Here is a 25,644-nt window from a genome sequence, read left to right as displayed (position 1 = left end):
CCTGAATATTTGAGTTACTGATCTTTTATATCTAAGGCTTTTCTGCAGTCAGAACCATTCTATGCTTTTGTAGAATCATATTATGAATATCAAAATCCATTTTCTTTAAATCTTCATCGCCCAAACTTTCAATGTATTTTTTTACATCCATTCCAGACTTACTATTCTCATCGACGGGATATAGCCATTTTAGGAAATGTGTAGGCTCTACCATTTCCTCAGCTATTACATTGTTAAATCCTGCCTTTTTAACGAGAATCTTCCACTGTGAAATTTTTTCTGCCCTAACATGTGATTGATCCCTTAGAATTTCCAGTTTATTGTAGTTTCCCTGATCATCTGTTTCAGGTTCAACTAGATCAGCTATTCCCAGTTTACCACCTTTTTTCATTACCCTGAATGCCTCCCTCAAAAACTGATCCTTATCATGAAAGTGATGAGCTGCCCTTCGAGTTGTGACAACATCAAATTCAGATTCATTAAATGGGAGATCTTCTACCCTACCAAGTACAAATGATATATTATGAACACCCTCCTGCTCGGATAATATCTTTGCCTGTTCAAGCATCTGCTCTGTACCATCATATGCAACAACACTTTGCACCTTTTTAGCCAGTGAAATGGAGGTGAAGCCTGTTCCAGCTGCCAGATCTAAGCACCTGTAAGAGTCCTTTAGATCAAGCAGATTAATCAATATTTCAAGATCTTTCCCATTTCTGTGACTCTCACTTGCTGCGTATTTCTCAGCATTTTTTCCAAAAAAATCCCTATAATCACTCATTTACTGATATTGTTCATATCTATTAAAATATTCTTGGATATGAATAATTATTAAATACCTATTGCTCTTAAAAAAGATCCATAATATCCATCCTAAACGCTCTTTTTGTTTTCAGGCAACCATGTTTTTAATAAATGAAAACAAATGCGGGTTAAATAAAATAACAAAATATATTTTGTTTGGCTGGATACCAGTGTAATGAAAGCATTATTCGTGGGAGGAAGCGGTTACATAGGAAGGAATCTAATGAAGAGAATGAATCATGAGGAAACTTCATACTATTCACGCCACAAGATAGATCAAAAGGGTTATGAGGCTTTTACCTGGATGGAGGGGGATGTGGGAGACCAGGAAAAATTACTGCCATTAGTTAAGGAATTTGACATAATATATTACATGGCCAATTCCTATTCGCAGAATGAGAAGGAGGCTTTCAATGCAAATGTTCAGGGCATAAAAACAATAGCAAACGAGGTAAAGAGGATTGATAAGAATCAGAGATTGATTTATTTTTCGTCTGCTAATGTCCATTATGGAACCAATGAATATTTCAGAACGAGGAGAACAGGAGAGGACAATACCACACTGGCCAAGAATCATCTTAATGTGAGGTTATCATTTGTATTCGGAGGGGAGGGCGACAATTTTCTAAAGATTATTGATGATCTCTTTGCAAAGGGTGTCGATAAATTCCCAAAAACAGGGAGAGTTTGTCCAACGCATATGGATGATCTTGCTGAAACACTGAAAAAAAGTGATAAGACCATTGGGGCAATATATACGAATTCAAGTTCCATGATCACCTTTCTCGATGCCATGAATATATATGGGAGAAAGATGGGTAAAGGGGAAGTAAAAGAGGCAAGCGGTTTTCTATCTAGAAATCTTGAGGAAAAGTTAATTGAAGAAAATAAGATGGACAAGATACTTTATGATAGGTTAACAACGGATTATTATAGAGAAACTAGTTCAGTTATTAGGTTCATTAAGGACGAGAAAAAGTTCGAAGATTATATAAGGGATCTGCCTAAAGCATAACGTGACCTATGGCTTCCCTGTAGACAAAAACACTCAATTTTGATAGATATTTCATATTATAATCAGAAATAAATTCCCTGAAATTTTCATCGTTCTTCATAACTGTCAGATAGCTAAGCGCATCAGATAGGTGTGCATGAGCTGCAAGAAGGTGCGAAGCACGTATATCTCCTGCTGACATCTTTGCCTTCATGTCAAGCCACACATCATCGGCATGATTTAATTTCTTCCTGTGCTCATCTGATAGTACTGTATCAGTGTCAGAGATGTTCTGATAGAGTTTATCTGCCATTTCTAGAAGTTCTCTGGTTGCATCTATCCTTATTCCTGTCGATATTGCAAGTCCAAAGGATGAAAATGCCAGTTTCATGCTGGAATCATACTGAAAATAGGGTGAGTTATTATCAATAAAATCCCCAAGAAGATCACAGAACCTCTTATTCACATCTTCACTGTTATCGGAACCTGAATCCATGACCACATATTAAGTCAAACTATTTACATTTAAGTTTGAATTGCCTTCTGAAAGATCACAGCGATCATTTTGTATATTTTAAATGCCAGCAAAAAATCCAATCATCTTGAAGTAGCTCTGGGCAGATTCGAACTGCCGTCGGCGGGTCCAGAGCCCACTATGCTTGGCCACTACACCACAGAGCTATGACTCCCTATTTAACAACTATATTAAAATCTTTCAATAGATTCGTATCAAGACTGGTATCTGAAAAAACTGTACTCCTTATAACAAATTAATTATAAAGACAAGATATATGGTTATGTGAAAAACTGGTCTGTACATTTCTATTTCGATGATGATTTTTCATGGAAATCACTGGATAAGGCGTTTACGGAGATATTTGCTGTGATAAAGGGTGAGAAGAAGCAGATCCCCGAAGAGGAACAGCAAATACAGGTAAAGTATGAGCTTAATATGAGGGAAATAAACAATAATAAAAAGCCTCTGGGATTTTATTCCGATCAGACAGATCTATCTCTGTTATTTCCTATGGACAGAAAGGAAATGATAGTTGCCAGACTATCACCAAATGAAAATATTCATGAGATCGGAGATCAGATTGCAAAGATTCTGAAGGCAAAAAAAATAAAATTCAAGATCGACTACGATAAGATGCTGCTTATTGATGTTATAAAGAGCAGAAAGTAGAAATATTCTTTAGAGTAATTTTGAATGACTAAATAATTAATTAATTTCAATCACTTCCTTGTTGTGAAAACAGTATCCAGGAGAGTTTATTGTTCTTCTGCAAATGTGGGATCAGGATTTGATTCATTCGGTATATGTCATAACGCATTCTTTTCTGATGTGAAACTATCAATCATAGATGAACAGGGACCATTTAAAATTGACTTCAAGAGCAATTTGAATGAAGTTGACATAAGAGAAAACAGTGCCATATATGTGGTGAGGAAAATGGTAGAGGATTTTGATATTAGCTCCCAGATATCGCTGCAGGTGAACTCGAATATTCCTGTAGGTATGGGGCTTGGTAGCAGTGGGGCTGCTTCAGTTTCATCTTCAGTACTCATAAATGAACTATTCAATCTGAATCTCTCTGTGAATGATATAGTAAAATACGCATCCTATGGAGAAAAATATGCATCGGGAAGTCCCCATCTTGATAATATAACTGCATCCACTCTAGGGAATTTCTCTGCAGTATTTTCAGTAAATCCTCTGCGAATCAGGAAGTTCAATGTGCCAGATGGTATAGAATTTATGGTAATTGTTCCACTGATTACATCAAAGAATAAGACGAGGGAAAACAGGAAACTCATACCTGATATGGTAACTTTTAAGGATGCAGTACAAAACATAAATTTTTCAAATTCACTACTTGCAGGAATATTGACTGGGGATCGAGATCTTATAGAATACGGTCTTGATGATCACATAGTGGAACAGGCAAGAAAAACCCGGTACAACTTTCTGGCAGATGTGAGGAATATATGCAAAGCGCATAGTGCCATTGGTCTTATATTGAGTGGCGCAGGCCCTGCAATGCTATGCTTCATTGACAGAAAAACAGACAGGTTAGAAATCAGTAAGAATTTGGATAGTTACTTCCATTCCAGGGGCTTAGACTTTATAATGGCAGATTCATATCCTTCTGGTGGTGTCTATGAATGAAACCGAAGATCATGTGATAAATGATAATGCTATCCCTCCGAATTTCCCAATTACCTTCCCCATTTTTCAAACGTCTTCCTATGTATTCCCCGAGGGAAAGAAATATAGATATTCAAGAGAGGCGAATCCCACTGTTGAGGAGCTTGAGAGACAGATAAGTATTCTTGAAAAAACAGAGAAAACTGTTTGTTTCTCTTCTGGAATGGGAGCTATCACCACAACACTACTTTCACTCCTCAAACCTGGAGACAGAGTAGTAACAACTCTTGACACCTTCGCCAGGAGTTCCAGATTTATCAGGGATTTTTTGGGAACGTGGGGGATCAGAAGTGAAATCACAAATCCCGGAACAGATTCGTTGTTGAGATCAATAACCGAGAAATCTGTGGTACTGGTTGAAACGGTGTCGAATCCTTCATTAAGAGTTTATGACTTAAGAAAAATAGCAGATATAGTACACTCCATGGGAGGCATACTAATTTGTGATTCAACATTTGCAACACCTGAGAACATTAATCCCATAGACTATGGGGCAGATATTATCATACACAGCCTTTCCAAGTTCATTTCTGGACATAATGATGTCATAGGTGGAAGTGCATCTGGAAGTGCCGAAATTATGGATAAGATCGATCTCACAAGGAGAACAATGGGTACCAATATGGATCCAAATACAGCATATCAGACCATAAGAGGAATAAAGACACTCCAATTAAGAATGAAAGAAATAAACAAGAACGGAATAAGTGTGGCAAGAAATCTTTCCTCCATAAAGGGAATAGAAAATGTGGACTACCCAGGTTTGGAAAATCATGAAGATTTTGAATACTCCAGAGATAACCTCAGAGGATATGGTGGCGTCCTCACTTTTAGGATAACTCATAATTATGATGATCCGTACCATATTTTCAAATCCCTTAAGAGAGTAAGACCTGCAAATACACTGGGAGGCGTTAATTCCATTATAGCCCATCCAAAAACCATGTCTCATAGATCACTAAATGATGAAGAATTGAGCATTCTTGGAATTACAGACAGAACATACAGACTATCCGTAGGAATAGAGGATGCTGAAAGTATTGTAGACGATATTAGAAATTCACTTTAAACTTCCATAATAGTATTTGTAAACTATTGTTATATTACATCTTTCAAAGAAAGAAGTATAGAACGCAGATCAACCTTAAAATATAACCTTTACCTGATCAGGAGTTTGAGTGGTTTCATGGGTAAGATAGTGGTTTCTGTTGATATAGGTGGCACTTTTACAGATATAGTAGTGCTGGAAAATAATAGAGTTGTAAAAAAGCTTAAGGTCCCCACAACCCCTGGAAACCCAGAAATAGGAGTTGTTAATGGATTAAAAGACTCTGGTGTTATCCAAATAAATAATTTTGTTCATGCGACCACGATTGCAACAAATACACTACTTGGGCAGTTTGGTATGAAGTTACCAAGAACCGCGCTTATCACAACTAAAGGATTTAGAGATGTAATAGAAATTGGAAGACAGAATAGACCATCCCTCTACGATCTGGAATTTGAAAGGCCCAGAACTATTGTTCCGAGAAATCTAAGATTCGAGGTCGATGAGAGAACCGATTTTACTGGAAAGATTTTAAAAACACCGGAAATGAAAGAGATTGCTGAACTTGTTGATAAGATAAGGAAAGTTAAACCAGAAAGTGTCGCCATTTCCTTCCTTCACTCTTATGTGAACAGCAAGAATGAAGAGCTTGTTAGAAATGAGCTGTCTAAGGAATTCAGCTATGTTACTGTTTCAAGTTCTGTTGCACCAGAACCCAGGGAATATGAAAGAACATCTACCACTGTTATTAATGGTATGCTTATGCCGGTAATATCAAGCTATTTATCAAAATTAAAAGGTAATCTGCTTTGTTTCGGGTCACCACCAATAAGTGTGATGTCAAATTCCGGAGGACTGATAGATGAAAGTGAAGCTTCTAATAACCCAGTTGGAATAATTGAATCTGGTCCCGCAGCAGGTGTGGTTGCGTCAGGTGTATTAGCCGAAAAGATTGGAATTTCGAAAATAATTAGTTTCGACATGGGTGGTACAACTGCAAAAGCAGGCACAGTTACAGATGGACAGATTGAGATCACTTCGGAATATGAAGTTGGTGGTAAGTCGCATTACGGAAGAATGATAAAGGGTAGTGGTTACCCTGTGAGATATCCTTTTGTTGACCTCGCGGAAGTTTCTGCTGGTGGAGGTACCGTTATATGGCTTGATTCTGCCGGAGGAATGAACATTGGTCCAATGAGTGCTGGCTCAGAGCCAGGTCCTGTGGCATATAACAGGGGAGGGAAACTTCCAACTATCACTGATGCAAATCTGGTGCTTGGAATTCTCAATGAACAGATGTCAGGGAGCAATTTCTTGCTTAGAAAAGATCTAGCAATAAAAGCGTTCAGCAGGCTCGGCCAACCATTTGAAGTTGCGAAAAGAGCGCTAGAACTTGTTGATCTTGAAATGGCAAGAGCCATCAGAATGGTGACAGTTGAAAGAGGAATTGATCCAACGGAATACACGCTTTTTGGTTTTGGGGGTGCTGGGCCTCAACATGCAGTTAGGATAGCTCAGGAAATTGGCATAAGGAAAGTCATTATTCCGCATGACCCAGCAGTTTTTAGCGCTCTTGGACTACTCAACTCAGACTGGAAGTATGAGATGAGAAAATCCTTCCCGGATAATATTCAGAAGGATTTCCAAGATCTAGAAGAAGCTCTTGAGTCGAAATTCGGAACTAAAGAATTTATTTTATATGCAGATTGCAGGTACACGGGTCAGGGTTCGGAAATAACCGTAAAGGTATCTGATCCTGATAGACAAAAGATCATAAGAGAATTCGTAAAATTACACAGAGAAGCTTATGGGTTTACTCTTGATAGAGATGTGGAAATATTTACGATTCGTGCCTTTGGCATTGGAAGAAGGGATAAGCCTGAAATTGTTGAAGATGTGAGCGAGACTGTTTCAACAGGACTCAGAAAGGTATATTCAGGAGCTGAATTTATTGATGTACCGGTATATGCAAGAAACGCACTTCCATCTGGTACAAAAATAGATGGTTTAGCTCTTCTGGATGAACCAGGGTCAACAACGTTAATACCTGAGAGGTGGACTGCTGAAGTTGGAAAGTTTGGAGAACTGAATTTGAGGTTGAAATAAATGGCAGACTGGGAATTTATAAGCAAGGCAACACAGTTTGTAGCAGAGGAAATGGGGGTGGCACTTAAGAAATCTGCCATATCCCCTAATATCAGAGAGAGAATGGATCACAGCTGCGCCATAACTAACTTTGAAGGTGTCATAGTTGCTCAGGCGGAGCATATACCAGTGCATCTTGGATCATTCAGGATTGGAATAAATAATATTATGCACTGGCTTAAGGAAAGAAAAATTATACTTGAAGATGGAGAAATGCTAATGACAAATGACCCATATATTTCTGGTACACACATGAATGATGTTACCCTAATTGCGCCAGTGTATATTGAGGATAATATTGTAGCATATGTGGTAAACAAAGCGCATATAGTGGATGTTGGAGGGCCAGTTTTTGGAAGTCTTAATCCAAATGCTAAGAACCTTTTCCAGGAAGGTCTTATAATTCCTCCAGTAAAGCTGGTAAAACATAATGCTTTAGACGGTGAACTACTGGCTATTATACTGAATAATTTCAAAGATCCTGAGACTGCACTGGGTGACATTAATGCTCAGGTTGCTGCCAATAGAACTGGGACAAAGAGGATTGGTGAGCTGTTTAGCAGATTCGGTAGAGAGGTAGTGTATGCATCTTGGGAAAACCTCCTTGAAAATTCTAGGGTTTTAAGCATAAGAGCCATGTCACAGTGGAACGAAGGAACTTTTACGGCAGTTGATTATCTTGAAATTGGTAAAGAAAAGGTACCTTTGCAGGTAGCAATTAAAATTTCGAAGGGAGGTATTACAGCTGACTTTACCGGTACTTCAAGTGAAATTGAATATCCCCTCAATGCCGTACCTGGCATGACTTTTGCTGCTACTTCCTTTGCCATAAGGAGTGCTTTAAATATTGATATACCAACAAATGAAGGCTTCTATTCCATTATAAACATAATTGCCCCTGTAGGTTCTCTTGTTAATCCCAATAGGCCATATCCAGTTTCGGGTGGAAACGTTGAAACTACACAGAGAATTGCCGATCTGGTGCTACATGCACTAAGTCAGTGTGCTGAGGGGATACCTTCTGCCTCATCCGGTACGATGTTCAATGTTATGATTGGCGGTAGAAGAAAAAATGGAAAGTACTGGTCATACTATGAAACCATTGGTGGTGGTAACGGGGCTGGACCAGGACATAAAGGTTACTCAGGAGTACACAGTAATATGACAAACACACTGAATACACCCGTGGAGGTGGCCGAAAAGGAATATCCACTGTTCTATACCTCATATACACTTAGAAGAGGGAGCGGAGGCAAGGGGAAATTTAATGGTGGAGATGGTATTATCAGATCTTTCAGAGTTCTGGAAAATAGTTCCTTTTCCCTCATAGCAGATAGGTTCATCATCAGTCCGTATGCACTTAATGGAGGAAAAAAAGGAAAACCATCATCTGTGCTTATAAAGCATGGTAGTAAGAAAAAGAAAATGGGAAGCAAATTTACAACTGAACTCGGGCCAAATGATGAAGTAATTCTAATGACCCCTGGCGGTTCCGGATATGGGGAGATTAACTAAATAATATGTGGAATGGAAATCTTTGCCAGTGGCACACTGATAATTATGATGTTCTTATATGTTAATAATGGAATGTGCATTGATTGCGAACCGTGATATTATCCAATATTTATAATAAATTTAATCCGGTTATAAAGAGAAGATACCAAACTCCTAAAATCAACATATTTGGATTCCTCTGTATAATACCGATATAAGTTAAGAAACTACGTTTAGGAAATTAACTTGGTTTAAATTTACCAAAATGCTCTGACCGAAATTCAAAACGATAGGTATATATTACGCTACGTAATTTCTCTATCATGGCTGAAATATATAATGTCAGTAAAAATGTGGAAAGCGTCAAAAAAAGATTGGAAAATTCAGGACTTCCAAAGGAACTGAAGGATAAAATTTTTGAATTTGTCCTTACTCTTAGGGAAGGCTCAGGTATAAAACAACACAGGGAATACTACTATTACGAAAGACTTCTGATACTGGGCGAAAGCTTCGGGGATAAAATCCTGGACTCTAAGGGTCGAATAAATCCTAAAGAAAAAGACGTGCTAATGGTCATAGGAAAATTAAGGGACAAAATAACCATAAGGGGAACTCACTACTCATCTGCTACTATCTCCGATCTTAAGAAGACTATGAAGAAATTTGTTAAATTCTGCTTCAAAAAATACAACGCAGAATTACCTAAGGAAGAAAGGGAAGACTTTCCAGAATTCTGGAATGACATACACAGTGAAAAAATAGGAAGCAGATACAAAAGACCTGACCAAATGATTTCTTATGAAGAACTACAGGCAATCCTAAAGGCGTGTAAGAATATTAGGGATAAATCCATAATCTCACTTCTGTGGGATTCAGGAATCAGGGCAAGCGAATTACTTAAGCTAAAGATTAAGGACTTTAGTAAAAGCACAGACGGTCTTTACGCAGTCCTAAACATTTCTGAAGGATCAAAGAACTACAGGCAAAGAAGCGTTGTCCTTACAGGCGACAGCGTAGTAATCATTCCTCAATATATAGAATACCTGAAGGATATCCAGAAGGATAGATTTGACCAAAACAACCATCTGTTTGTAGGCATTGGTAAGGAAAATTTAGGGGAATCACTAACCTATGAAGACCTTAGGGCATTGATAAGGAAATCTGTGAACAGGGCAGGAATAACCAAGCAAATTTCACCGCATTTATTCCGGCATAGTTGTGCTACTCGCTTAGCAGTAGAAACACCGTTACAGGTCTTTGTAAAGCAAATGGGCTGGGCTTCCAATAAAATGGCTGACAACTACACTCACTTAGACAAAACAGGTCAGATAACTGCAATTCTAAAGGCTCAGGGAATCGAAATAACAGACGAAGAATTAAAGAAACCATTATCTAAGGTTAATAGGAAATGTCCAAGGTGTCACGTAATCAATACAGGGTCAGCACGCTTCTGTAGTAACTGTGGATCACCAATGAAGCAGGAAGACTTTGTAAAGATTGAAGAAGAAAGGGAAAAGGTCATGGAAACCTTACAGGAATCTGATCTATTAAGTCCTGAACTTAAGACTACCATGAATAATCTTCCTGACGATTCTAAGTTGGATCTCCTCGCTTCTCTACTAGTAGAATTAGAAAAGAATGGGAAATTAGAAGACGTTAAGAAAAGGATCAAAAAATAAATTACCGATATTTTTAAATACCGTCTATCTATCTTTTTTACCGTAAATTACTGGCTCTCCGAACGATCTATACGATAGTATTTAATAATAAGATATTATTAGTATATTATCATGAAATCTCATGTAACCAGGAATAACAGCACTTATTACGTGCGACTTCCGTTTGAATACGTAAAACAGCATCGTATAAATGAAACCATGGCGGTCGATATATTCATCGGCGAAAATGGCAAAATCATTGTAAAACCAATGAAAGTTAACGGTGTAGAAAATGCAACACGCTGAACTCATGAAAGAATTAAATCGTATTCTCGCTTATCTGTTTGACGATGATAAAGAAAAAAATAAAAGTCTGAAACCTAACCACAAGTCTCAGACCAGGGTAACTAACAACAATGATAAATCGAAGTACAGTAAATAAACCTTCTGATCATTCTGATCCATCTGAAAATCCAGTTATAACGGAAACCTTTAATGTAGAATTAGTCAACAAAAATGGGAAGAAAAAAGAAGTCAAACAACCAAAGAAAATCTATCTCATTCTTCCTTTTACAGAACCTAAAAAAAATGATTGTGGCATGTTTCTTCATGATAATAATGGCGAAAACAAATTTTATGCTCATACATCCACCCTTCCTGATCTTACTGATCAGTATGGCGATCTAACTCATTCTGCGCATATCCATCAAACTAATAGATTGAATTGTAACTCGATTCTCTGTGAACTCTGCAATCATAAACGTGACTCTCTCGGTAACCTGATCCTCAATGACTTAGGTTATCCAGAACCTGCTGGCGTCTACAAAAAGACTATAGAATCTCAATCGGATAAGTTATTGAAATTTCAGTCCTTTACAACAAAACTCATAAATCTAGAATCTGGTAATAATTTAAAGGAACTTCTAAAATTCTTTTTCAGCAAACACCAAACTAATCATCGAAGAAGCAATGTCTTTTACAGTCTGGTTGATAAAAATATGGGAAAAATTCAGCGCAAAAATCTCATTAATACTCTAATTTATGCTACCAAAACACACACACCACTTGGGATTTATCATGTGGTTGTCTCAATTCCAAACATGGTTTTTGACACTGACCAAGACGTTAAAGACAATAACATAAAAATTATAAATATCCTCAGGGAAGTGGGTTGTTTCGGGGGCTATATTTATCTGCATCCTTACCGAAGGAATGGGGACAAACATTACTCAGAAGATTGTATAGATGGCTCTCACTATCATTTTGTCGGATTCGGGCATATTATGGCTGACAGACAAAAGGAACTAACTATCAATGAAGGGATCATAATTAAAAACCTTCATTATAAAAATGGTCGTGTCGAACCTGTTAAAAACGTTAGGATGACCATTCAATACATCCTTGATCATGTGGGCGTAATGGTCTATAAGGATCGTATTGATCTGGACTTAAAATACGGTTCAAAATACCATCTCTTCGATCTGCATGATGGCGAAGAAGATGGGACATTTATCCTGTCTAACGGATTAAGTAATTTTGACTCCGATCCTCTACCAATCTCCATCATCAACTTCTCCAACAGTTTGAATTATCAAAAATTTTTAACCACAGAAAAAGGTAAAATGTTTACCATCCTCAGACGCAAAGTAAAATCTAGAATCAGTGAAATAAAAGACAAAATAGACTATAGTAAATCGTTAAAGAAAATGTCAAAAAAAGGTAGAAGCATGGTCATGCGTAGTTGGGGAATCCTTAGCAATTCCAAAAATTTTATATGGCATTATAAGAAGGAAAAACCTCAATTCTACTGCAGAAAATGTAACGCACGAATACCAATGGAAAGAATATACGTTGTGAAGGTCTTTGCAGGGCAGGAAGACAGACCACCACCAATCGATCCTGATTTTCCAGATCCTGAAGACGACATCAACCTGCTGAACAGAATGGTATGGGAAGAACACAAAGAAGCATGGAAAGAAGAATTTCAGAAACGTGTCCAGGAAAATTTAGAAAGTTTTTGTAGGTACAAAGAAGACTATGATATATTAGAAGATCCTATAACAGCAAAGTACGTTAAACATCTAAACATTTATAACGAAAACAATAAAGACGTCTCTCCTTTCCATTATAAGTATTCTGAAGTCACAGACCATTGTATGACTGTAGTTACATCAGAAACAATAGACCGTTACTATAGTATGAAAGATTCAAACGTATTTGTTATACCATTTAGTATGGTACAGAAACAAACAGACTATGCAGGGGAACTAATCAGGCATTACTACAAAACAATAAAGGTCTGAATGGAAAATAAGAATACCATAAACCAAACACCATGATAAGTAGATCGTATATCCGATAAATCGAAAGAACCTAACTAATCAGGAAAAAATAACACTACTAAATCGGAAAGGATACATCGGATTGATATCCAGGCCAAAGAACAATCTCAATCTGAAAAATCAAAAATCAAAAATCCGATCCTCGCGTGTATGTGCAATATATTTCTTAATGGGTTTTTTTAAAATATTTTTCGGAAGGAATCGGGATTTTACGGCATATTTTCGGTAATGTTTCGGAAAGATTCGGTAAATTACTACATCCTCAGTTAATATTGTACGAAAGGTTTAAAATTTAAAACTACATGTAATTATATGGACATATCCAGTAATGAAGCTGATTTGCATCGTATTCCGATTAACTCAGTCATCTTCCAGCAGTACATAAAAATGAATGAAGAATTCTCATACGAACTAAGGATCAATGGAAGCTTTACAAAAGGTCAGTTTCCTGAAATGGCTATCTTTGAACAGATGGCACGGGCACAGTCCAGGGGCTTCAAAGACATTCTAAATACCTATGATTCCAATGTGAAAAATCTTAATTTTAACTACGGTGATCCATATCTGAATCATTGGGAAATGAACACGGAAGAAGCAAAGCAACGTAAGGAATTATTGGAAAATTTAGCATATGATTTAGGTCTGACCAGGACAGACGAAAGACCAGAACCTATCAAAAGGGAAGTTTATTCATTTACATATGACTACGATGGAAGGCAATTGGTTTATGACCTCTTCCGTAGGCGTCTAAGGGAAAATAGAAATTTGGTCATTCTCTTCTCTGGAAAAGTCGGCGGGGGCAAATCCTATGGGTCTTTATCTGTAGCAGATTACCTTACTCCAGATATGCAAACAGGTTATGACCTCGCAAGCATGGTCTATTCCATCGAAGATTTTATTGAAGCAGTAAAGACCTTACCTGCAGGACATACCGTGATTATGGACGAAGCAGGCATTACCTCAGGAAATCGGGATAGCATGACCAAAGAAAGCAAAGCATTAGGTAAGGTCATCCAATCCATCAGGTACTTGCAACACTGTAGTATTTTCTCACTACCAAACATAAACTTCTTAGATAAGTCCATCAGGTTAATGATTGACATCATCTTCGACCACACAGAAGATCAAAGACAGGGCGAATTCAGTCCATATATTCCAGTCCTTACAGACGATGGCAAAGATATCCAACTTATACCATTCACTAAGGGAAAGACCATTATTAGAAGCGTCTACTTTCCTTTACCAAGACCATCTCTAATAGAAGACTATGAAAGAAAAAGAAGGATACACAACATGCGACAGTTAGATGACCTTCAAAATACTTTAATCAAAAAGGATAAGCATACTAGCACTGAAGAAAGCACGGAAGATAGAACCGATGATAGAAGGGGTAAAAATCCAAATTCTTTAAGGAATTTGGTACAAAATAAGGGGGTGTAAAATGAACATAGGTATAGATAATATTGATAGGAAACTTAGTCAGGAACAAAAGGACTTTAAGGAATTAATAGTAATAAGTTGCATGAATGACATCGACTTATACAATAGTAATGCTATAAGATTTGCAAGGAAATATATTCCACAAAAGGCAATAGACTATTACTTACCACCAAACATGGTCTTTGACAGGGAAGTTTATCAAATCATACTAGACAGAATGATACACAACTACCATGTTATGAAGTCATTAAGATTTGAAATTCAGTACGCAAAAGATCGGGGAAGGGAACCAGATCCTACTGATCTGGAACAATTGAAGGTAGGTGAAAATCTTGGTTTTTAAGAAATACTCAGAAACATATGAACAGGGACGCTGTCCACTGGGCTACGAATACGTGGAATCATACAGGGACAGGTCAGGCACATTTCATAGAAGCTATTGCAGGAAAATAAAGAAAATTGGGTTTAATGATCCAGAAGAAAGGTACGAAAAACAAATAAAAAAATCCGAAGACGATTCTATAAAAAATGCAAAGAAGATCATTGAAAAATCTGACAAGCATCCAGAACCATCGGGCGATTTTTCAGAAAGGGGTCTGTAATGGGAAAGAATTTCCAGTACAGGCGTCTGCATGTCCTCTCAGGCGATATAAGGTCAGGATTCTATTGTACCATCTGTAACAAAGAAATAAAATCCATCTCACACTACAAATACGTTCATAAAGAAGTCTATAAGAAAGCAATCGAACAAATCAGCATTAGAAACTAACTTTATCTGATCCTAAAAGATAGACCTATCAATGCTATAGGTAGAAGGCTTCTCCAACAGGTCTGTGATATAATTTTACCATGACCAAAAAGGACTATCCTTAAATCGTTTTTAAATTAGTGCTATATAATAATCGTAATAGTCTGTAAGGAAATCTGCATGACTTTCCTATATCTATATTAAGTAATTCTCTAACATACATTCTGGTAGATCAGTATACTATACGAAGTAATTATTTCTGTAAGGTTTCTTATCGTTTTCTATAGTATATTAGGCAATATTCTGACTTTATCATGTACTAGTGTCATAAATGGCATGGGTCTGAAATGATCTCTTATATCTCTAACACTATAAGAAGTAAAAAAATAACCTAAATAAAAAAATAAAATTAACCACAGATCAGCGTTTACAAATATATTAATGACCTTATTTAATTATTCTTTATATACCAACTTTAACCTTAATTGGCGTAAACTATACCTAATGATTGTATGCTCTGACCGGGATTTGGACCCGAGTCGCCGGCTTGAAAGGCCGGTATGCTTGGCCTGGCTACACCATCAGAGCTTGGTAATCAGGTAAGATACCAATCTATATTTATTTTTGCCTGTATTTCGTTAAAATATGTGGGTTCCTTTCATATGAAAAGTAACTGAATTTTAGTATCTAATAGAATAGGTTTATACATATGATGTGAAAATATATTGCTCTTATATAAGGCCGCATCCTACAACTGAACACTAAATTATATAACACTACGTCCTACTCATTTATGCGATTATAACGTGTTATTGAGTAAGTAAGCCAATCCCTTCAAACTTCAAATATGATTCTTCTTTTTTAGTGTGATTCCTCCTAAAGCTATTTGTTTTAAAAAATAAAAATATTTATGGTTTCGTTGTGTTGTTTATAATTTGATCTGTATATTCATTTTCCTGAAGCATCCCTTTCAGTAATTTACTTATGGCAAATACTGAAAGATAAGATGCTGTAAAAACGAAAATCCCTACTACAGCTACTGCAAAAGCTTCAAATCCAAACTGATGTAATGCCATTATACCTCCTCCGAATAATATTCCATTAGGGAGATTTGATGCCCCTGACGCAGTTGCAAATGCTGTTTGTGTAAAGAAGGCAATCATAAGAAGACCGAAAACACCACCAACCAAATGTCCTGGTAATACGCCTACTGGGTCACTATACCACTTTGGTCTTGAAAGTAATTTTTCTGCATATACAAATATTGGCCCACTAATTAAACCAAGAATAACTGCACTCCCTGGACTAACATATCCTGCGAGTGGAGTTATGACAATTAGGCCCATTAAAACACCATTTACGCCATATATTAATCCAGGATCATGTTTTGAAATTAAGAATTTTGTTCCCAAGGTTGATACCATTGCGGATGCAGCTGCCAGGAAGGTTGTTATAACTACCATGACTGTCTCACTGGTAAATGCAAGTTCACTTCCAGGATTAAATCCAAACCATCCGACCCATAGTAAAATGATTGCCAGTGTCAACCATCCAGAATTTAAGCTTGCATGTTCTATTTTAGACTGCTTGAGCCCTTTTTTCTTTTCTTCCTGCCATATTCTTACAAGTATAGCCAGTGCTGCAAATCCCGCAGCGCCATGAACAACTAGACCACCTGCAAAATCACGGACGCCCATCAAGTATAACCATCCAGTGGGATTCCAAATCCATGCAGCCGGAAGAGTATATATAAATATAAAATAAATAATTGAAAATAAAATGAAGGCAGACATCTTCATTTTTCTAAGAACTACAACTCCAACCAGAGCAAGAGTTACGGATGCGAATGCCGTTTCAAAAAGAAAGTATGTCCCTGTAGAGAGCCCAGTGTCAAAAAAATTTCTCCCAGTAAGCCAGAAGACACCTGATAGACCACCCGAGAGGTTTGTAGAAAATAGACCCATGAAAATGTTACTGTAAAATGGATTGCCGATTACCCCACCAATAGTTGGTGCAAAAGCAATGTTAAAGCCAATCAATCCCATAAAAAATAACGAAAATCCAGTTATTATTAGAGTCTTATACAGACTTCTGTCAAGTTTGTGGTTTAGCTCTCCAATTTCTAGAAACCCTACAGAAATAGTCATAGTGAATACAAGTAAGCTCGCAAGTAAAACCCATAGATCATTGATAAGATTTGGTAGCATGAAAAACACTTATGGTGGATGATTGAAATACCGTATTTTAATTCTCGTAGCTTATATATAGAGTTACATCCCACTGGCCAAGATTTAAATGAATATTAAGTAAGATTTATTATTTCCATATTTTATACTTTAATATCATTTAACTCATTTTTTAAATACTTCATAATTTTAATATTCTTTTCCTAAAATATTTAAGATGTAACAAGCATAGAGTGTTATACTGAACTTCCAGCCTAAAACCAGAAAGTAATCCCTATTCGTGATGGATGGCGCCACTTTTTTGAATTTAACAAAGCTTACAGTGATTCTAGTAGATCTCAATATAATTTTCTATTATTAGAGACAAGGTTCCTGAATAAATGGAAGTACCAATTTAGTTCTTATGCATCCACTTTACCAGTTCCATTTTTTGTAATATCTCCTCATACTGAATCATGCTAGGTTCAAAGGCTATTATATCGTAAACTTTGGAGACCCCCAAAAGCCTTTCACTTCCGATCTCAGATCCGGCCTGTGCTAGAAGTGTTAGGGAAAGTGTCTGACCAAAGAGCTTCAAAAGGTCCTTCGAATTCATCTCCAGAGAATCACTTTTCATCAGGCTGTTAAATTGATTCTCTACAAATTTTATTCTTTCTTCGATTTTTTCTTTCATTTTTAAATCTTTTACCTTTTCCTTCCTTGTTTTCAGGTCGTTAAAGAAGATTGTTGCAACTCCTTTCTTCATGATTGTCTCCAACATATCCAGAGCCTGAATATTGCTTGTACCCTCCCAAATTGAAGTTACAAGCGCATCCCTGTGAAACTTTGACATTGGAAATTCCTCAAAGAAACCTATGCCACCAAAGATCTCCATTGAGTATTGTGTAATATGGTCAGATGCCCAGGCTGCCATATTCTTCGCAATGTGCGTGATGAACCTGGCGTAATTGTAAGTGTCATTGTATGGTGGTGTTATATGAGATGATTCTGAGAATAGATGGGCCGCATATAACGATATAATGAGAGAGGCCTCGAGTTCAGCTTCCAGCGTTATCAAATCCTTCTTCATGAGTGGATGTTCGTTAAGTTTCTTTCCGAAGGATGATCTTCTTTCTGTAAATAGATATGCTTCCCAAAATGACTTTCTTGCAATTCCAACCGCTGCCAGAGCATCGTCCACTCTTGAAATGGTTAAAATCTCCATGGCGTAGTATATTCCCCTCCCCCTTTCTCCAATCAGGTAAGCCTCTGATTCCAAGAACTCAACTTCTCCACTGGGTACAGCTATTGTGCCAAGTTTGTTTTTCAACCTTCTTATGTTAAAATTAAGATCACCAGACTTCCTAATTGCAGGAACGAAGAACGTTTCCAGTGATCTTATTCCTTTATCTCCTGTCATCGCAGTAACTATGGCACCATCAGCTATTCCAGCATTGCTGGCAAAATATTTATCTGATCCATTTAGAACCCATCCTTTTTCTGTTTCAATAGCCTTCGTTTTATTTGCACCAAGATCACTGCCTCCCTGCGTTTCGCTATAAAAGGTTGCACCATACCATGGATCATTTTTATTCAGATAATTATCAGAGAACTTCTCCTTTCCTTTAAAATATTTTTTTAACGCATAAGCTGTCTGTGCGGTAAGTGTTAAGCTGCAGAAAATTCCTGAATCAGAAATAAGATAACCGGATACAAAATGGTACATCCATGGCTGTTTGCCAGAAACACTTTTTGTGACAACTCCAAAATCCTGCAATTTTTTAAGAGCCCTTCTGTGCTCAGGTGATAGTCTTACATAATCTATCCTCTTTCCATCAAGATTCCACATAATGAGTTCAGGCTTCCCATGGTGATCGACAAAATCCATTATTTCTATGAGTTCACTTGAAACATATTCACCCAGATCCAAAAGATCATAATCACCATGAAAGTCAAAGAATTTCAGGAATTCTGATAGTGGTACATCTTCACTTAAATAATTGATCCCCTTGCTTCTAAAGATTTCATTGAACTTGTCTTTCATAGTGAAATAATGTGCAACAATTTATTAATATTCTGATTTCTGGTTATCGTTATATAGCAAACGAATTTTATGAATGGTTTAACAAAATTTAAACACATTCGAGCATTAACCCTTTTATGGGCTTGTAGTCCAGTGGTTATGACGTCGCTCTCACACAGCGAAGACCGCCGGTTCGAATCCGGCCAGGCCCATTTCCTTTTATGTTTAAAACACGAGATTGTGGGTTAATAATGAGTTTTAGTTAGATATACTATTAGTGATATTTTCTAAATATCATTTCCTCGAAATACTGTTTCCTCTTGAACGAAACAGATTTTATTTCCAAAGGGGTCCTTTAGATAGGATGAAATTTCTCCCCAGGGTCTTTTTGCGATTCCATCAGAAAACATGGCACCCAGTTCCTGTGCTCTCTTAAAGACATCATTGAGATTCTTGACTGAAAAGTAAATATGATCCGGATTTGGTGGTAACTCAAAATTATCGCCGTCTCTCTTTGGATCAAAACAGGCAGGTATGGTATATCCATATTGAAAGTAATGTCTCCAGTAGAGACCAGGTTTCCTCACATGATAAGTAATTTCGAGTAAAATTTATAGGCCATTTCTGTATCGTTTACAGGAAGTATGACCCTGAAGAGTCCTGGAATATCAGCATCTGTGCTCTTGTATTGCATCCAATGATGTACTAACACCTAATTGAAATATGTTTTTATTAATGAATGAAAATATTTCCCTTAAGTTTTTTTAACTCATTTTTGGCCCACGTTTTAACTGTAATTCTTAGGACACTATATTTGACCCAAGGAGCAGGCAAAAAAGTCGATTGATTTATAGCCTTAGATATGGTATTTCTAAAAAATATTCCTGGTTCAGAATGTAATAATAATTTCATAATTCTTTTCCAGAATTTTTTATTTAATACTTTCAATTTCCTTTTACTATGTTCCGATAACGTAATAGTAACAGTGTGCCCTGGGACAGACTTTATCTTATTCTGATTGACAGCTATCCAATTACTGATTTCCTGATCAAATATGACTTCGGCTAAAGCGGAAGCGAGATGAGAGATATTACTGGTATCTAAAACAGATGTTAGATTATAAGTTACAGAGTCTTCGAAGTTGGCATGTCTTTGATCCAGTATTCGCTGCTTCAGATCTTCGCTTTCCACTATCACGCTTTCATTAAGTGTGATACTTACATTAACTTTTTTATATAAGAGTTGTCTTAATGTAGCTCACCGTGGACCGCTAGAAAAACAACTTAAGTTCAAACGTATATAGACCATATGTAAACAGTTTTTGGGTATTCTTCTCGTGACTGCCTTAATTGGAATTTCACAAAGGGGGTGAGAATGAACTGTTTTAGTAAGAACCAACCTAAGTCAGATGGAGATAACTTGTTCGATTCTCGTTACAAAATGACACTTTATAACTTTTGGTGACAAATCATGAGATTACATTTTGGTTCAGATGCCGATAGTGGTTACCTAACCCAAATGATACAAACCAATGGTTCATTTTCACTACATTATTTAGTATGTTTGAATTCAAATCCCTTTTTTAACTGTGAAGTGGTGCAGGCAAATTCAGGAAATGCTGAAAAATGAAGCATGCTTTTAAACTTTCGAAACGGAAAGATAAGAGGGATAAATGAAACATGACTATAAATAGTAATCTAAATTTAACAATTAACCTACTCAAAGTTGGTATGTCAAAAGTGTGGAGTTTTCCTCCCGATTTCACTCTAGTGGAAGGTGCGACTGCGAAAGAACTCTCGAAGGAATGTCACATATTACCAATCTATGAATCAGGTGCCTCCAATACTTCGGGATGTGGTAGGATATGCGTTTCTTTATTCTAGGTAACAATTTAGTAAAATATGCATCTCAATCAACATCTGATTTCTCCCCATAAATTGGCTTCCATGACGTGTCCTTGATGCATGTTGGTCCAAAAGGGGTTCTTGAGGAATATAACAAGAAGGATATATCTAATAATTGAAAAGAAAAAGAGGTAAATACTCTTGCCACAAGGTATAGCGCATCATGGTCATCCGATGTGTCTTTTATTACTTTCACTCTGCTTTCGTGATGGTCTGTCCATAAATTTTATACCACCAATTTGACCGTACAAAGTAAAAAAGATACAAATCAGAAATGCTAACACTTCTGCAGGTGATTGAGTGTTACCAGCCAAAGCTTGATAAATGCTATAAAATTCGTATAGAGTCGGTGGTGTAAACAGAACTCCAAGAATAACAAGATTCTTCTTGTTCCAGTTTATATGTATTATGAAATGGTTAATAAAATTATTTACCTTTCCCATGTTCATCCCTCTCAAACGCTCTGTGTTGATACAGGTACGAATCCAGAAGCCGGGTTGGAATTAAGGAGGGGATAAGGCACGTAGATTGTTGTGAACCAGAGGTTAACCACACTAAATCCTACTCCAAAATAGATTCCATGATAACCGCCCAGAGCATTAGTGAGTTCGAGAATTGCGGCAGTAACTGCCATTACTACTAATACCACTGAGAAAGCTAATTCAAGTGATTCTGCTGTGACACCTAATGCAATGGCGATTGTGGGTGCAGCTTTATCTACTAAACCAGTCAAAACTGCAGTAACGCCACCTGAAGTGGGAAGACCGATATATTCCACCAGCCTCTGAGTGTTCATGTTGTTAAAAGACAAAACAAAACCTCCATTCGCGCCTACTTCATCTGTCCAGCACAAAATTTGTCCCGGATTTACGTTTTCTGTATGTATCTTTATTCCGTTTGTTATAGATGTTGATTCAACGTTTGTTTTAAGGTTTAAAATTTCAAGACTATTGTTCACATTTGAGATGAATGCCGATGAAAAGGCTAATCCATCTAGATATACCGTCTCTTTTATTGCAAGGTTAGATTTGGCATTAGCTTCCGATGTATAATATATTAAATTTATGCTAATGTATGAATCAATTTTTTCATTAATTTTCTTGATCTCTACAAATCTTTTGTCCCTTATCATATTCCTTTCTTAGGTAACATTTGCCAGATCTATTTTTGGTTCTAGTTTTAAATTTAAATCATTGCTCGCAACATTTGCTATACTATGATTGCTATTAATGGCTGTGGGTTGAATGCCAGTAAATAAGGATAGTATTACGATGATAATGGGGACTATTTCCATTGAAGCATTCTTAAATCTCATCAGAATTAGATCATGTTTATAAATATAATTATTTCGTGTGCCCTTGTTGTATTAATGAGAACTACAAATCAAAGGCAAAATGTAAAAATTGAAAATGACTGAAAAATGTCTATGATTATCAATTCAAATGAAATTGAATTCTAATGTGTCATTCTTTTTCCTCTTCATTATTTACTCTATTTGCGAGATATGTTGTAAAGTTTGCTGTTAAGAATATCATTTCTTAAGTTTTTTTGATCCCCTGTATCTTATTTCTCTTATTACCTCAGGAATATTTATCTCCATTGGGCATACTACTTTGCATCCACCAGAATGAACGCAGTAACTGGCAGGCCATGGATCCTTGTTTGTTATATAATTCCACATAACCCCGGTTGGTCCATTATATGGAGATACCCTTGAAATCCAGTCTGTTCCCATTACCCTATATGTTGGGCATGAGAAATAACACCTGCCACACTTTATACACAGTAAACCTTCCTTCAGGGCGGGATCCTTACTTGCCACTGTTCTTCCATCGTCAATTAAGATCAGGTGAAAATTCTTCGGTCCAGTGGCAGGTGAAACACGGTGTGATTCAATGTCTGCTGTTGAACTTGGTCCTGTTGTAACATTAACGTATGTAGGCGGGAATATACCTGCATATGCAGCCTGAACGATAGCCTCATCCATGGCATCTCTCATGGTTGGGACAATTTTGTCGATTCCTGTTATTGCAATATGGGTTTGTGGCATTACTGTATCCATTCTAATATTGCCCTCATTTTCAACCAGAACTACAGAACCACTATCTGCTGCGACCGCATTGGCGCCCGTGATCCCTATATCTGCTTTAAGATATTTTGACATGAGGAATTTTCTCACTCCGGCAACGACTTCTTCAATGCTTGAGCTTTTGTTTATTGTACCATCGTACTTATTAACTGCTTCCGAAGCCTGTTGAAGTGTCATCCCGATTGCAGGCTCTACTATATGTGCAGGCCAGCTTTTAGATATCTGAATGAGAAATTCGCCCAGATCTGTTTCCCAGACCTCATTTTTTAAGCTCTCCAGATATTCTCTAAGGCCTATTTCATAAGCAACATTTGTCTTAGAAAACACAATTGTTTTGTTCTGCCCGGTAAGTTCTCCAAGGATTTTCCTGGCCTCTTCCTTGTCCCTGGCCATATGAACATGTCCATGAACACTTTCAACACTTTTTACAGTCATTTTTATGTAACTGTCAAGATCATCCAAAACCTTTAATTTCTGTTCCCTTAGGTGCTTCGTGATTTCCTCTATATACGGATATTGCTTCAAAACCCTTTCAACTTCCGCATTATTTCCCCTAGCTATTGGCCCTATTGTCTGTTCCCAGGTCATGCTATCACCTCTGCAATATCCTTCACATTTGCAAACTCCGAGAGATTGGCATAACATAGTGGACATGCCACCAGTATGTTTTCACTGATCTTCTTTAGATCTTCTGCCCTTGATTTCGCCATCTCATTGCTGAGATGATCACTTAGGGGACCCATTGGTGCTCCACAGCATAAACTACTACCCTTTCCTGTCACAACGGGATCTTCCTTCAGTTCTACCCCAGAATCTTTTAGTAGAACTCTTACACTATCATACATATCGAGAAAACGAGAGTAAAGACATGAGTCATGGAGGACAAATGATCCCTTTCCATTTCCACTTCTTATGATTTTAAGGTATGAAGTAAATGGTATATCAAAGCCAATATACCTTTTCAGGTTATTCAGTGTGTTGGTTGTATGTGGATCAACAGTGATTATGGATTCCACACCCTTCTGTTTTAAGAAAGATTCTACCTTCAGTCCATATTCCCTGAACTCATCGATAAACCCTAGTTCCAGAAGGAGAGAACCACTGTATGGTTCATCCTCATAGAGATATCCTACATTTTCAACGTTTTTTGAAATCATTCTGTAAATATTCTTCAGTATGCTATCTGCTCTTACCACATCCTCTTTCTTTGGTCTGATCAGTTTTGAACCGATTGATGCAACTATTCTTGAAGTTCCAAGTGAACCGAAAGTAGGGATATATTTTTCATATGACTTAAAAATGGTTGCCATTTGATACATGAATGACGTGTAGATTATGACTTTCCCACCTCTTGGAATGTTCATCTGTTCAGCCCATTGGGTGGAAATTTTTCTGTCCATCGGAAAGGGAATATATGCTTCCATTAGATTCTTGTACAAAACATTTCTTACTATTGCCTCCTGTTTTTTTACCTGATCTTCGTCCATAAAAACACCATAATTATAAAATTCGTTTTCATTCTTAAACATATAGCCTCACATATTTATTCTATTTTCCAACTGTGTTGCATAAAAATCTATCATCCTTCATAGTGTTGTAATAGAGCTTCTTCAGCCAAACTTCCTGAATCATGTAATCTTTTTTCTTGCTTTGATGATTTCTTTCATGATTCTTTTAGGATTTAAAATGTCTGTTTCAACTGTCCATCTTTTCACATATTACTCAAAACATCTTCATTCATCTAACCCAGGTTCCCTGATCTTCCTATCCGTTCTTCCTCAGGTTGTGAAATTTCTTGACATCGAATTCAGATTCTTCATAAGTGAAGTAATTGTATCTATGCTATTATTGCTCAAAATATAGAATATATTTCTGGAATCTCTGCCATATACAAATACTATCAGATACGATTCCAGTGACCTGAATAATGCATTGAACACTGATCTGATTCTGCAATAAATTCAATGATCCTGTCTGGAATGATAAACGATCTTTCATTCTTCTTCCTGTTATAATTCTTCAGATCATACATGTGAACTTCAATATCATTAAGAACTGGAATGCGTCTCATGGCTTTTAACACTTAACTATTGTACAGTGACCGTATCTTTTCCATGATCATTTGGTTTGTTGAATTTCACAAACAGCATCCATTATATTTTCAGGAAAAATTATTAAATGGTTTATGCAACACAATTTGAGTATCCACAAGATATAAAAATAATTGCGATTTATATTTTTTAGTGGAAGTGAAACTTAACATAAATAAAGAGGCAAGAAAAAGTATAGGCAAAATAACAGTTGTTTTCCTTTCTCTAATAATGATTTTTTCCATAGGTTTTACGGTAATCACTTTCAACAATTCGTCTCAGAACTCTAATTCAGTATCAAATGTAAACAGCAATGTCCCTGAAGCCCTTTATTCAAAGTGTGGTGAATCTGTCTGTTTTGTGGGAAGTCAGCCCATCATATCCTTTGGTTCCTTTAAGTATCCTGTTCAGTATGAAATTTTAAAATAGGCACACAGTCAGATAAAATTGCATCACCTTATGTTTCCAATTCGTCAGCCATGGGAAATGTG

Annotated in this window: 25 protein-coding genes and 3 tRNA genes; 16 read left to right on the top strand and 12 right to left on the bottom strand. The window is 36.8% G+C overall.

The features are described 5' to 3' along the window. Positions 1-31: 31 nt before the first annotated feature. Positions 32-781: a class I SAM-dependent methyltransferase gene (locus CSP5_RS03305; RefSeq protein WP_148689622.1), complete on the bottom strand. Its 750-nt coding sequence runs from the start codon at positions 779-781 to the stop codon at positions 32-34. A gap of 198 nt (positions 782-979) precedes the next feature. Here CSP5_RS03305 and CSP5_RS03300 point away from each other — a divergent pair, with 198 nt between their 5' ends. Further along, positions 980-1,819 (top strand): NAD-dependent epimerase/dehydratase family protein, encoded by an 840-nt coding sequence (locus CSP5_RS03300; protein WP_148689621.1) that lies wholly within the window; start codon positions 980-982, stop codon positions 1,817-1,819. Here CSP5_RS03300 and CSP5_RS03295 read toward each other — a convergent pair. Together CSP5_RS03295 and CSP5_RS03290 are read right to left on the bottom strand one after the other, a co-directional pair. Beyond that, positions 1,809-2,294: a DUF1940 domain-containing protein gene (locus CSP5_RS03295; RefSeq protein WP_148689620.1), complete on the bottom strand. Its 486-nt coding sequence runs from the start codon at positions 2,292-2,294 to the stop codon at positions 1,809-1,811. The genes CSP5_RS03300 and CSP5_RS03295 overlap by 11 nt on opposite strands. A 112-nt stretch (positions 2,295-2,406) precedes the next feature. Next, positions 2,407-2,479 (bottom strand) — tRNA-Gln (locus CSP5_RS03290). 118 nt (positions 2,480-2,597) lie between these two features. On the opposite strand from CSP5_RS03290, the gene CSP5_RS03285 reads away from it, so the two are divergent. The 12 genes from CSP5_RS03285 to CSP5_RS03240 all read left to right on the top strand — a co-directional run bounded on the left by CSP5_RS03285 (position 2,598) and on the right by CSP5_RS03240 (position 14,736). Then, positions 2,598-2,984 (top strand): hypothetical protein, encoded by a 387-nt coding sequence (locus tag CSP5_RS03285; RefSeq protein WP_148689619.1) that lies wholly within the window; start codon positions 2,598-2,600, stop codon positions 2,982-2,984. 63 nt (positions 2,985-3,047) lie between these two features. Continuing rightward, entirely contained in the window at positions 3,048-3,968 is a 921-nt protein-coding gene (locus CSP5_RS03280; RefSeq protein WP_172399385.1) for a homoserine kinase, read from the top strand. Then, entirely contained in the window at positions 3,961-5,076 is a 1,116-nt protein-coding gene (locus CSP5_RS03275) for an aminotransferase class I/II-fold pyridoxal phosphate-dependent enzyme (protein WP_148689617.1), read from the top strand. The genes CSP5_RS03280 and CSP5_RS03275 overlap by 8 nt, the downstream gene beginning before the upstream one ends. A 117-nt stretch (positions 5,077-5,193) precedes the next feature. Beyond that, entirely contained in the window at positions 5,194-7,161 is a 1,968-nt protein-coding gene (locus CSP5_RS03270; protein ID WP_172399474.1) for a hydantoinase/oxoprolinase family protein, read from the top strand. After that, positions 7,162-8,715 (top strand): hydantoinase B/oxoprolinase family protein, encoded by a 1,554-nt coding sequence (locus CSP5_RS03265; protein WP_148689616.1) that lies wholly within the window; start codon positions 7,162-7,164, stop codon positions 8,713-8,715. A gap of 302 nt (positions 8,716-9,017) precedes the next feature. Further along, complete coding sequence (locus tag CSP5_RS03260; protein WP_077076063.1) at positions 9,018-10,373, top strand: site-specific integrase; 1,356 nt, start codon at positions 9,018-9,020, stop codon at positions 10,371-10,373. Positions 10,374-10,484: 111 nt separating this feature from the next. After that, positions 10,485-10,658 carry an AbrB/MazE/SpoVT family DNA-binding domain-containing protein gene (locus CSP5_RS10040; protein WP_394329577.1) on the top strand — a complete coding sequence of 58 codons (174 nt, stop codon included), beginning with the start codon at positions 10,485-10,487 and terminating at the stop codon, positions 10,656-10,658. Next, the gene (locus CSP5_RS09695; protein ID WP_171970427.1) at positions 10,645-10,794 is read left to right on the top strand and encodes a hypothetical protein; all 150 of its coding nucleotides are present in this window, start codon (positions 10,645-10,647) and stop codon (positions 10,792-10,794) included. The genes CSP5_RS10040 and CSP5_RS09695 overlap by 14 nt, the downstream gene beginning before the upstream one ends. Beyond that, positions 10,769-12,655 carry a hypothetical protein gene (locus CSP5_RS03255; RefSeq protein ID WP_077076062.1) on the top strand — a complete coding sequence of 629 codons (1,887 nt, stop codon included), beginning with the start codon at positions 10,769-10,771 and terminating at the stop codon, positions 12,653-12,655. The genes CSP5_RS09695 and CSP5_RS03255 overlap by 26 nt, the downstream gene beginning before the upstream one ends. A gap of 351 nt (positions 12,656-13,006) precedes the next feature. Then, positions 13,007-14,134, top strand: coding sequence for a hypothetical protein (locus CSP5_RS03250; protein WP_077076061.1), 1,128 nt, complete (start codon positions 13,007-13,009; stop codon positions 14,132-14,134). Position 14,135: 1 nt separating this feature from the next. Continuing rightward, positions 14,136-14,477, top strand: a complete 342-nt coding sequence (locus CSP5_RS03245) for a hypothetical protein (RefSeq protein ID WP_077076060.1) — start codon at positions 14,136-14,138, stop codon at positions 14,475-14,477. After that, entirely contained in the window at positions 14,467-14,736 is a 270-nt protein-coding gene (locus CSP5_RS03240; RefSeq protein ID WP_145983929.1) for a hypothetical protein, read from the top strand. Before CSP5_RS03245 ends, CSP5_RS03240 begins: the two co-directional genes overlap by 11 nt. A 659-nt stretch (positions 14,737-15,395) precedes the next feature. On the opposite strand, the gene CSP5_RS03235 is transcribed toward CSP5_RS03240, so the two are convergent. The 3 genes from CSP5_RS03235 to CSP5_RS03225 form a co-directional block, all read right to left on the bottom strand. Next, positions 15,396-15,470 (bottom strand) — tRNA-Glu (locus CSP5_RS03235). Positions 15,471-15,790: 320 nt separating this feature from the next. Beyond that, positions 15,791-17,089, bottom strand: a complete 1,299-nt coding sequence (locus CSP5_RS03230) for an ammonium transporter (protein WP_148689615.1) — start codon at positions 17,087-17,089, stop codon at positions 15,791-15,793. A 373-nt stretch (positions 17,090-17,462) separates the two neighbouring features. Continuing rightward, positions 17,463-19,091, bottom strand: coding sequence for an acyl-CoA dehydrogenase family protein (locus CSP5_RS03225; protein ID WP_148689614.1), 1,629 nt, complete (start codon positions 19,089-19,091; stop codon positions 17,463-17,465). Between the two features lie 118 nt (positions 19,092-19,209). On the opposite strand from CSP5_RS03225, the gene CSP5_RS03220 reads away from it, so the two are divergent. Beyond that, a tRNA-Val gene (locus tag CSP5_RS03220) sits at positions 19,210-19,282 on the top strand. A 75-nt stretch (positions 19,283-19,357) separates the two neighbouring features. On the opposite strand, the gene CSP5_RS03215 is transcribed toward CSP5_RS03220, so the two are convergent. The 5 genes from CSP5_RS03215 to CSP5_RS03195 all read right to left on the bottom strand — a co-directional run bounded on the left by CSP5_RS03215 (position 19,358) and on the right by CSP5_RS03195 (position 24,550). Continuing rightward, complete coding sequence (locus CSP5_RS03215; protein WP_148689613.1) at positions 19,358-19,657, bottom strand: VOC family protein; 300 nt, start codon at positions 19,655-19,657, stop codon at positions 19,358-19,360. 145 nt (positions 19,658-19,802) lie between these two features. Next, positions 19,803-20,267, bottom strand: coding sequence for a hypothetical protein (locus CSP5_RS03210; protein ID WP_148689612.1), 465 nt, complete (start codon positions 20,265-20,267; stop codon positions 19,803-19,805). Between the two features lie 1,161 nt (positions 20,268-21,428). Next, entirely contained in the window at positions 21,429-22,106 is a 678-nt protein-coding gene (locus tag CSP5_RS03205) for a hypothetical protein (protein WP_148689611.1), read from the bottom strand. A gap of 399 nt (positions 22,107-22,505) precedes the next feature. Next, entirely contained in the window at positions 22,506-23,651 is a 1,146-nt protein-coding gene (locus CSP5_RS03200; RefSeq protein WP_148689610.1) for an LUD domain-containing protein, read from the bottom strand. Continuing rightward, positions 23,648-24,550 carry a (Fe-S)-binding protein gene (locus tag CSP5_RS03195; RefSeq protein WP_148689609.1) on the bottom strand — a complete coding sequence of 301 codons (903 nt, stop codon included), beginning with the start codon at positions 24,548-24,550 and terminating at the stop codon, positions 23,648-23,650. Before CSP5_RS03195 ends, CSP5_RS03200 begins: the two co-directional genes overlap by 4 nt. Positions 24,551-24,728: 178 nt before the next feature. Here CSP5_RS03195 and CSP5_RS03190 point away from each other — a divergent pair, with 178 nt between their 5' ends. Then, positions 24,729-24,926, top strand: coding sequence for a hypothetical protein (locus CSP5_RS03190; RefSeq protein ID WP_148689608.1), 198 nt, complete (start codon positions 24,729-24,731; stop codon positions 24,924-24,926). Between the two features lie 37 nt (positions 24,927-24,963). Here CSP5_RS03190 and CSP5_RS09690 read toward each other — a convergent pair whose 3' ends face one another. Beyond that, positions 24,964-25,134, bottom strand: coding sequence for a hypothetical protein (locus tag CSP5_RS09690; RefSeq protein WP_172399384.1), 171 nt, complete (start codon positions 25,132-25,134; stop codon positions 24,964-24,966). Between the two features lie 172 nt (positions 25,135-25,306). Here CSP5_RS09690 and CSP5_RS03185 point away from each other — a divergent pair, with 172 nt between their 5' ends. Next, entirely contained in the window at positions 25,307-25,582 is a 276-nt protein-coding gene (locus tag CSP5_RS03185) for a hypothetical protein (protein ID WP_148689607.1), read from the top strand. Positions 25,583-25,644: the final 62 nt, after the last annotated feature.

It is taken from the genome of Cuniculiplasma divulgatum (assembly GCF_900083515.1).
In the GTDB taxonomy this organism is placed as follows: Archaea; Thermoplasmatota; Thermoplasmata; order Thermoplasmatales; family Thermoplasmataceae; genus Cuniculiplasma; species Cuniculiplasma divulgatum.
Note: the sequence above shows the minus strand (reverse complement) of the source record. Positions and strands in the feature narration are given on the sequence as shown.

What these genes read in the sequence shown, in the direction of transcription:
- CSP5_RS03260 (WP_077076063.1), top strand. Translation starts at nt 9,018, where the DNA reads ATGGCTGAAATATATAATGTCAGTAAAAATGTGGAAAGCGTCAAAAAA.
- CSP5_RS03195 (WP_148689609.1), bottom strand. Translation starts at nt 24,550, where the DNA reads ATGGACGAAGATCAGGTAAAAAAACAGGAGGCAATAGTAAGAAATGTT.
- CSP5_RS10040 (WP_394329577.1), top strand. Translation starts at nt 10,485, where the DNA reads ATGAAATCTCATGTAACCAGGAATAACAGCACTTATTACGTGCGACTT.
- CSP5_RS09695 (WP_171970427.1), top strand. Translation starts at nt 10,645, where the DNA reads ATGCAACACGCTGAACTCATGAAAGAATTAAATCGTATTCTCGCTTAT.
- CSP5_RS03225 (WP_148689614.1), bottom strand. Translation starts at nt 19,091, where the DNA reads ATGAAAGACAAGTTCAATGAAATCTTTAGAAGCAAGGGGATCAATTAT.
- CSP5_RS09690 (WP_172399384.1), bottom strand. Translation starts at nt 25,134, where the DNA reads ATGAGACGCATTCCAGTTCTTAATGATATTGAAGTTCACATGTATGAT.
- CSP5_RS03255 (WP_077076062.1), top strand. Translation starts at nt 10,769, where the DNA reads ATGATAAATCGAAGTACAGTAAATAAACCTTCTGATCATTCTGATCCA.
- CSP5_RS03275 (WP_148689617.1), top strand. Translation starts at nt 3,961, where the DNA reads ATGAATGAAACCGAAGATCATGTGATAAATGATAATGCTATCCCTCCG.
- CSP5_RS03230 (WP_148689615.1), bottom strand. Translation starts at nt 17,089, where the DNA reads ATGCTACCAAATCTTATCAATGATCTATGGGTTTTACTTGCGAGCTTA.
- CSP5_RS03250 (WP_077076061.1), top strand. Translation starts at nt 13,007, where the DNA reads ATGGACATATCCAGTAATGAAGCTGATTTGCATCGTATTCCGATTAAC.
- CSP5_RS03270 (WP_172399474.1), top strand. Translation starts at nt 5,194, where the DNA reads ATGGGTAAGATAGTGGTTTCTGTTGATATAGGTGGCACTTTTACAGAT.
- CSP5_RS03305 (WP_148689622.1), bottom strand. Translation starts at nt 781, where the DNA reads ATGAGTGATTATAGGGATTTTTTTGGAAAAAATGCTGAGAAATACGCA.
- CSP5_RS03295 (WP_148689620.1), bottom strand. Translation starts at nt 2,294, where the DNA reads ATGGATTCAGGTTCCGATAACAGTGAAGATGTGAATAAGAGGTTCTGT.
- CSP5_RS03205 (WP_148689611.1), bottom strand. Translation starts at nt 22,106, where the DNA reads ATGATAAGGGACAAAAGATTTGTAGAGATCAAGAAAATTAATGAAAAA.
- CSP5_RS03300 (WP_148689621.1), top strand. Translation starts at nt 980, where the DNA reads ATGAAAGCATTATTCGTGGGAGGAAGCGGTTACATAGGAAGGAATCTA.
- CSP5_RS03200 (WP_148689610.1), bottom strand. Translation starts at nt 23,651, where the DNA reads ATGACCTGGGAACAGACAATAGGGCCAATAGCTAGGGGAAATAATGCG.
- CSP5_RS03265 (WP_148689616.1), top strand. Translation starts at nt 7,162, where the DNA reads ATGGCAGACTGGGAATTTATAAGCAAGGCAACACAGTTTGTAGCAGAG.
- CSP5_RS03190 (WP_148689608.1), top strand. Translation starts at nt 24,729, where the DNA reads ATGATTCTTTTAGGATTTAAAATGTCTGTTTCAACTGTCCATCTTTTC.
- CSP5_RS03245 (WP_077076060.1), top strand. Translation starts at nt 14,136, where the DNA reads ATGAACATAGGTATAGATAATATTGATAGGAAACTTAGTCAGGAACAA.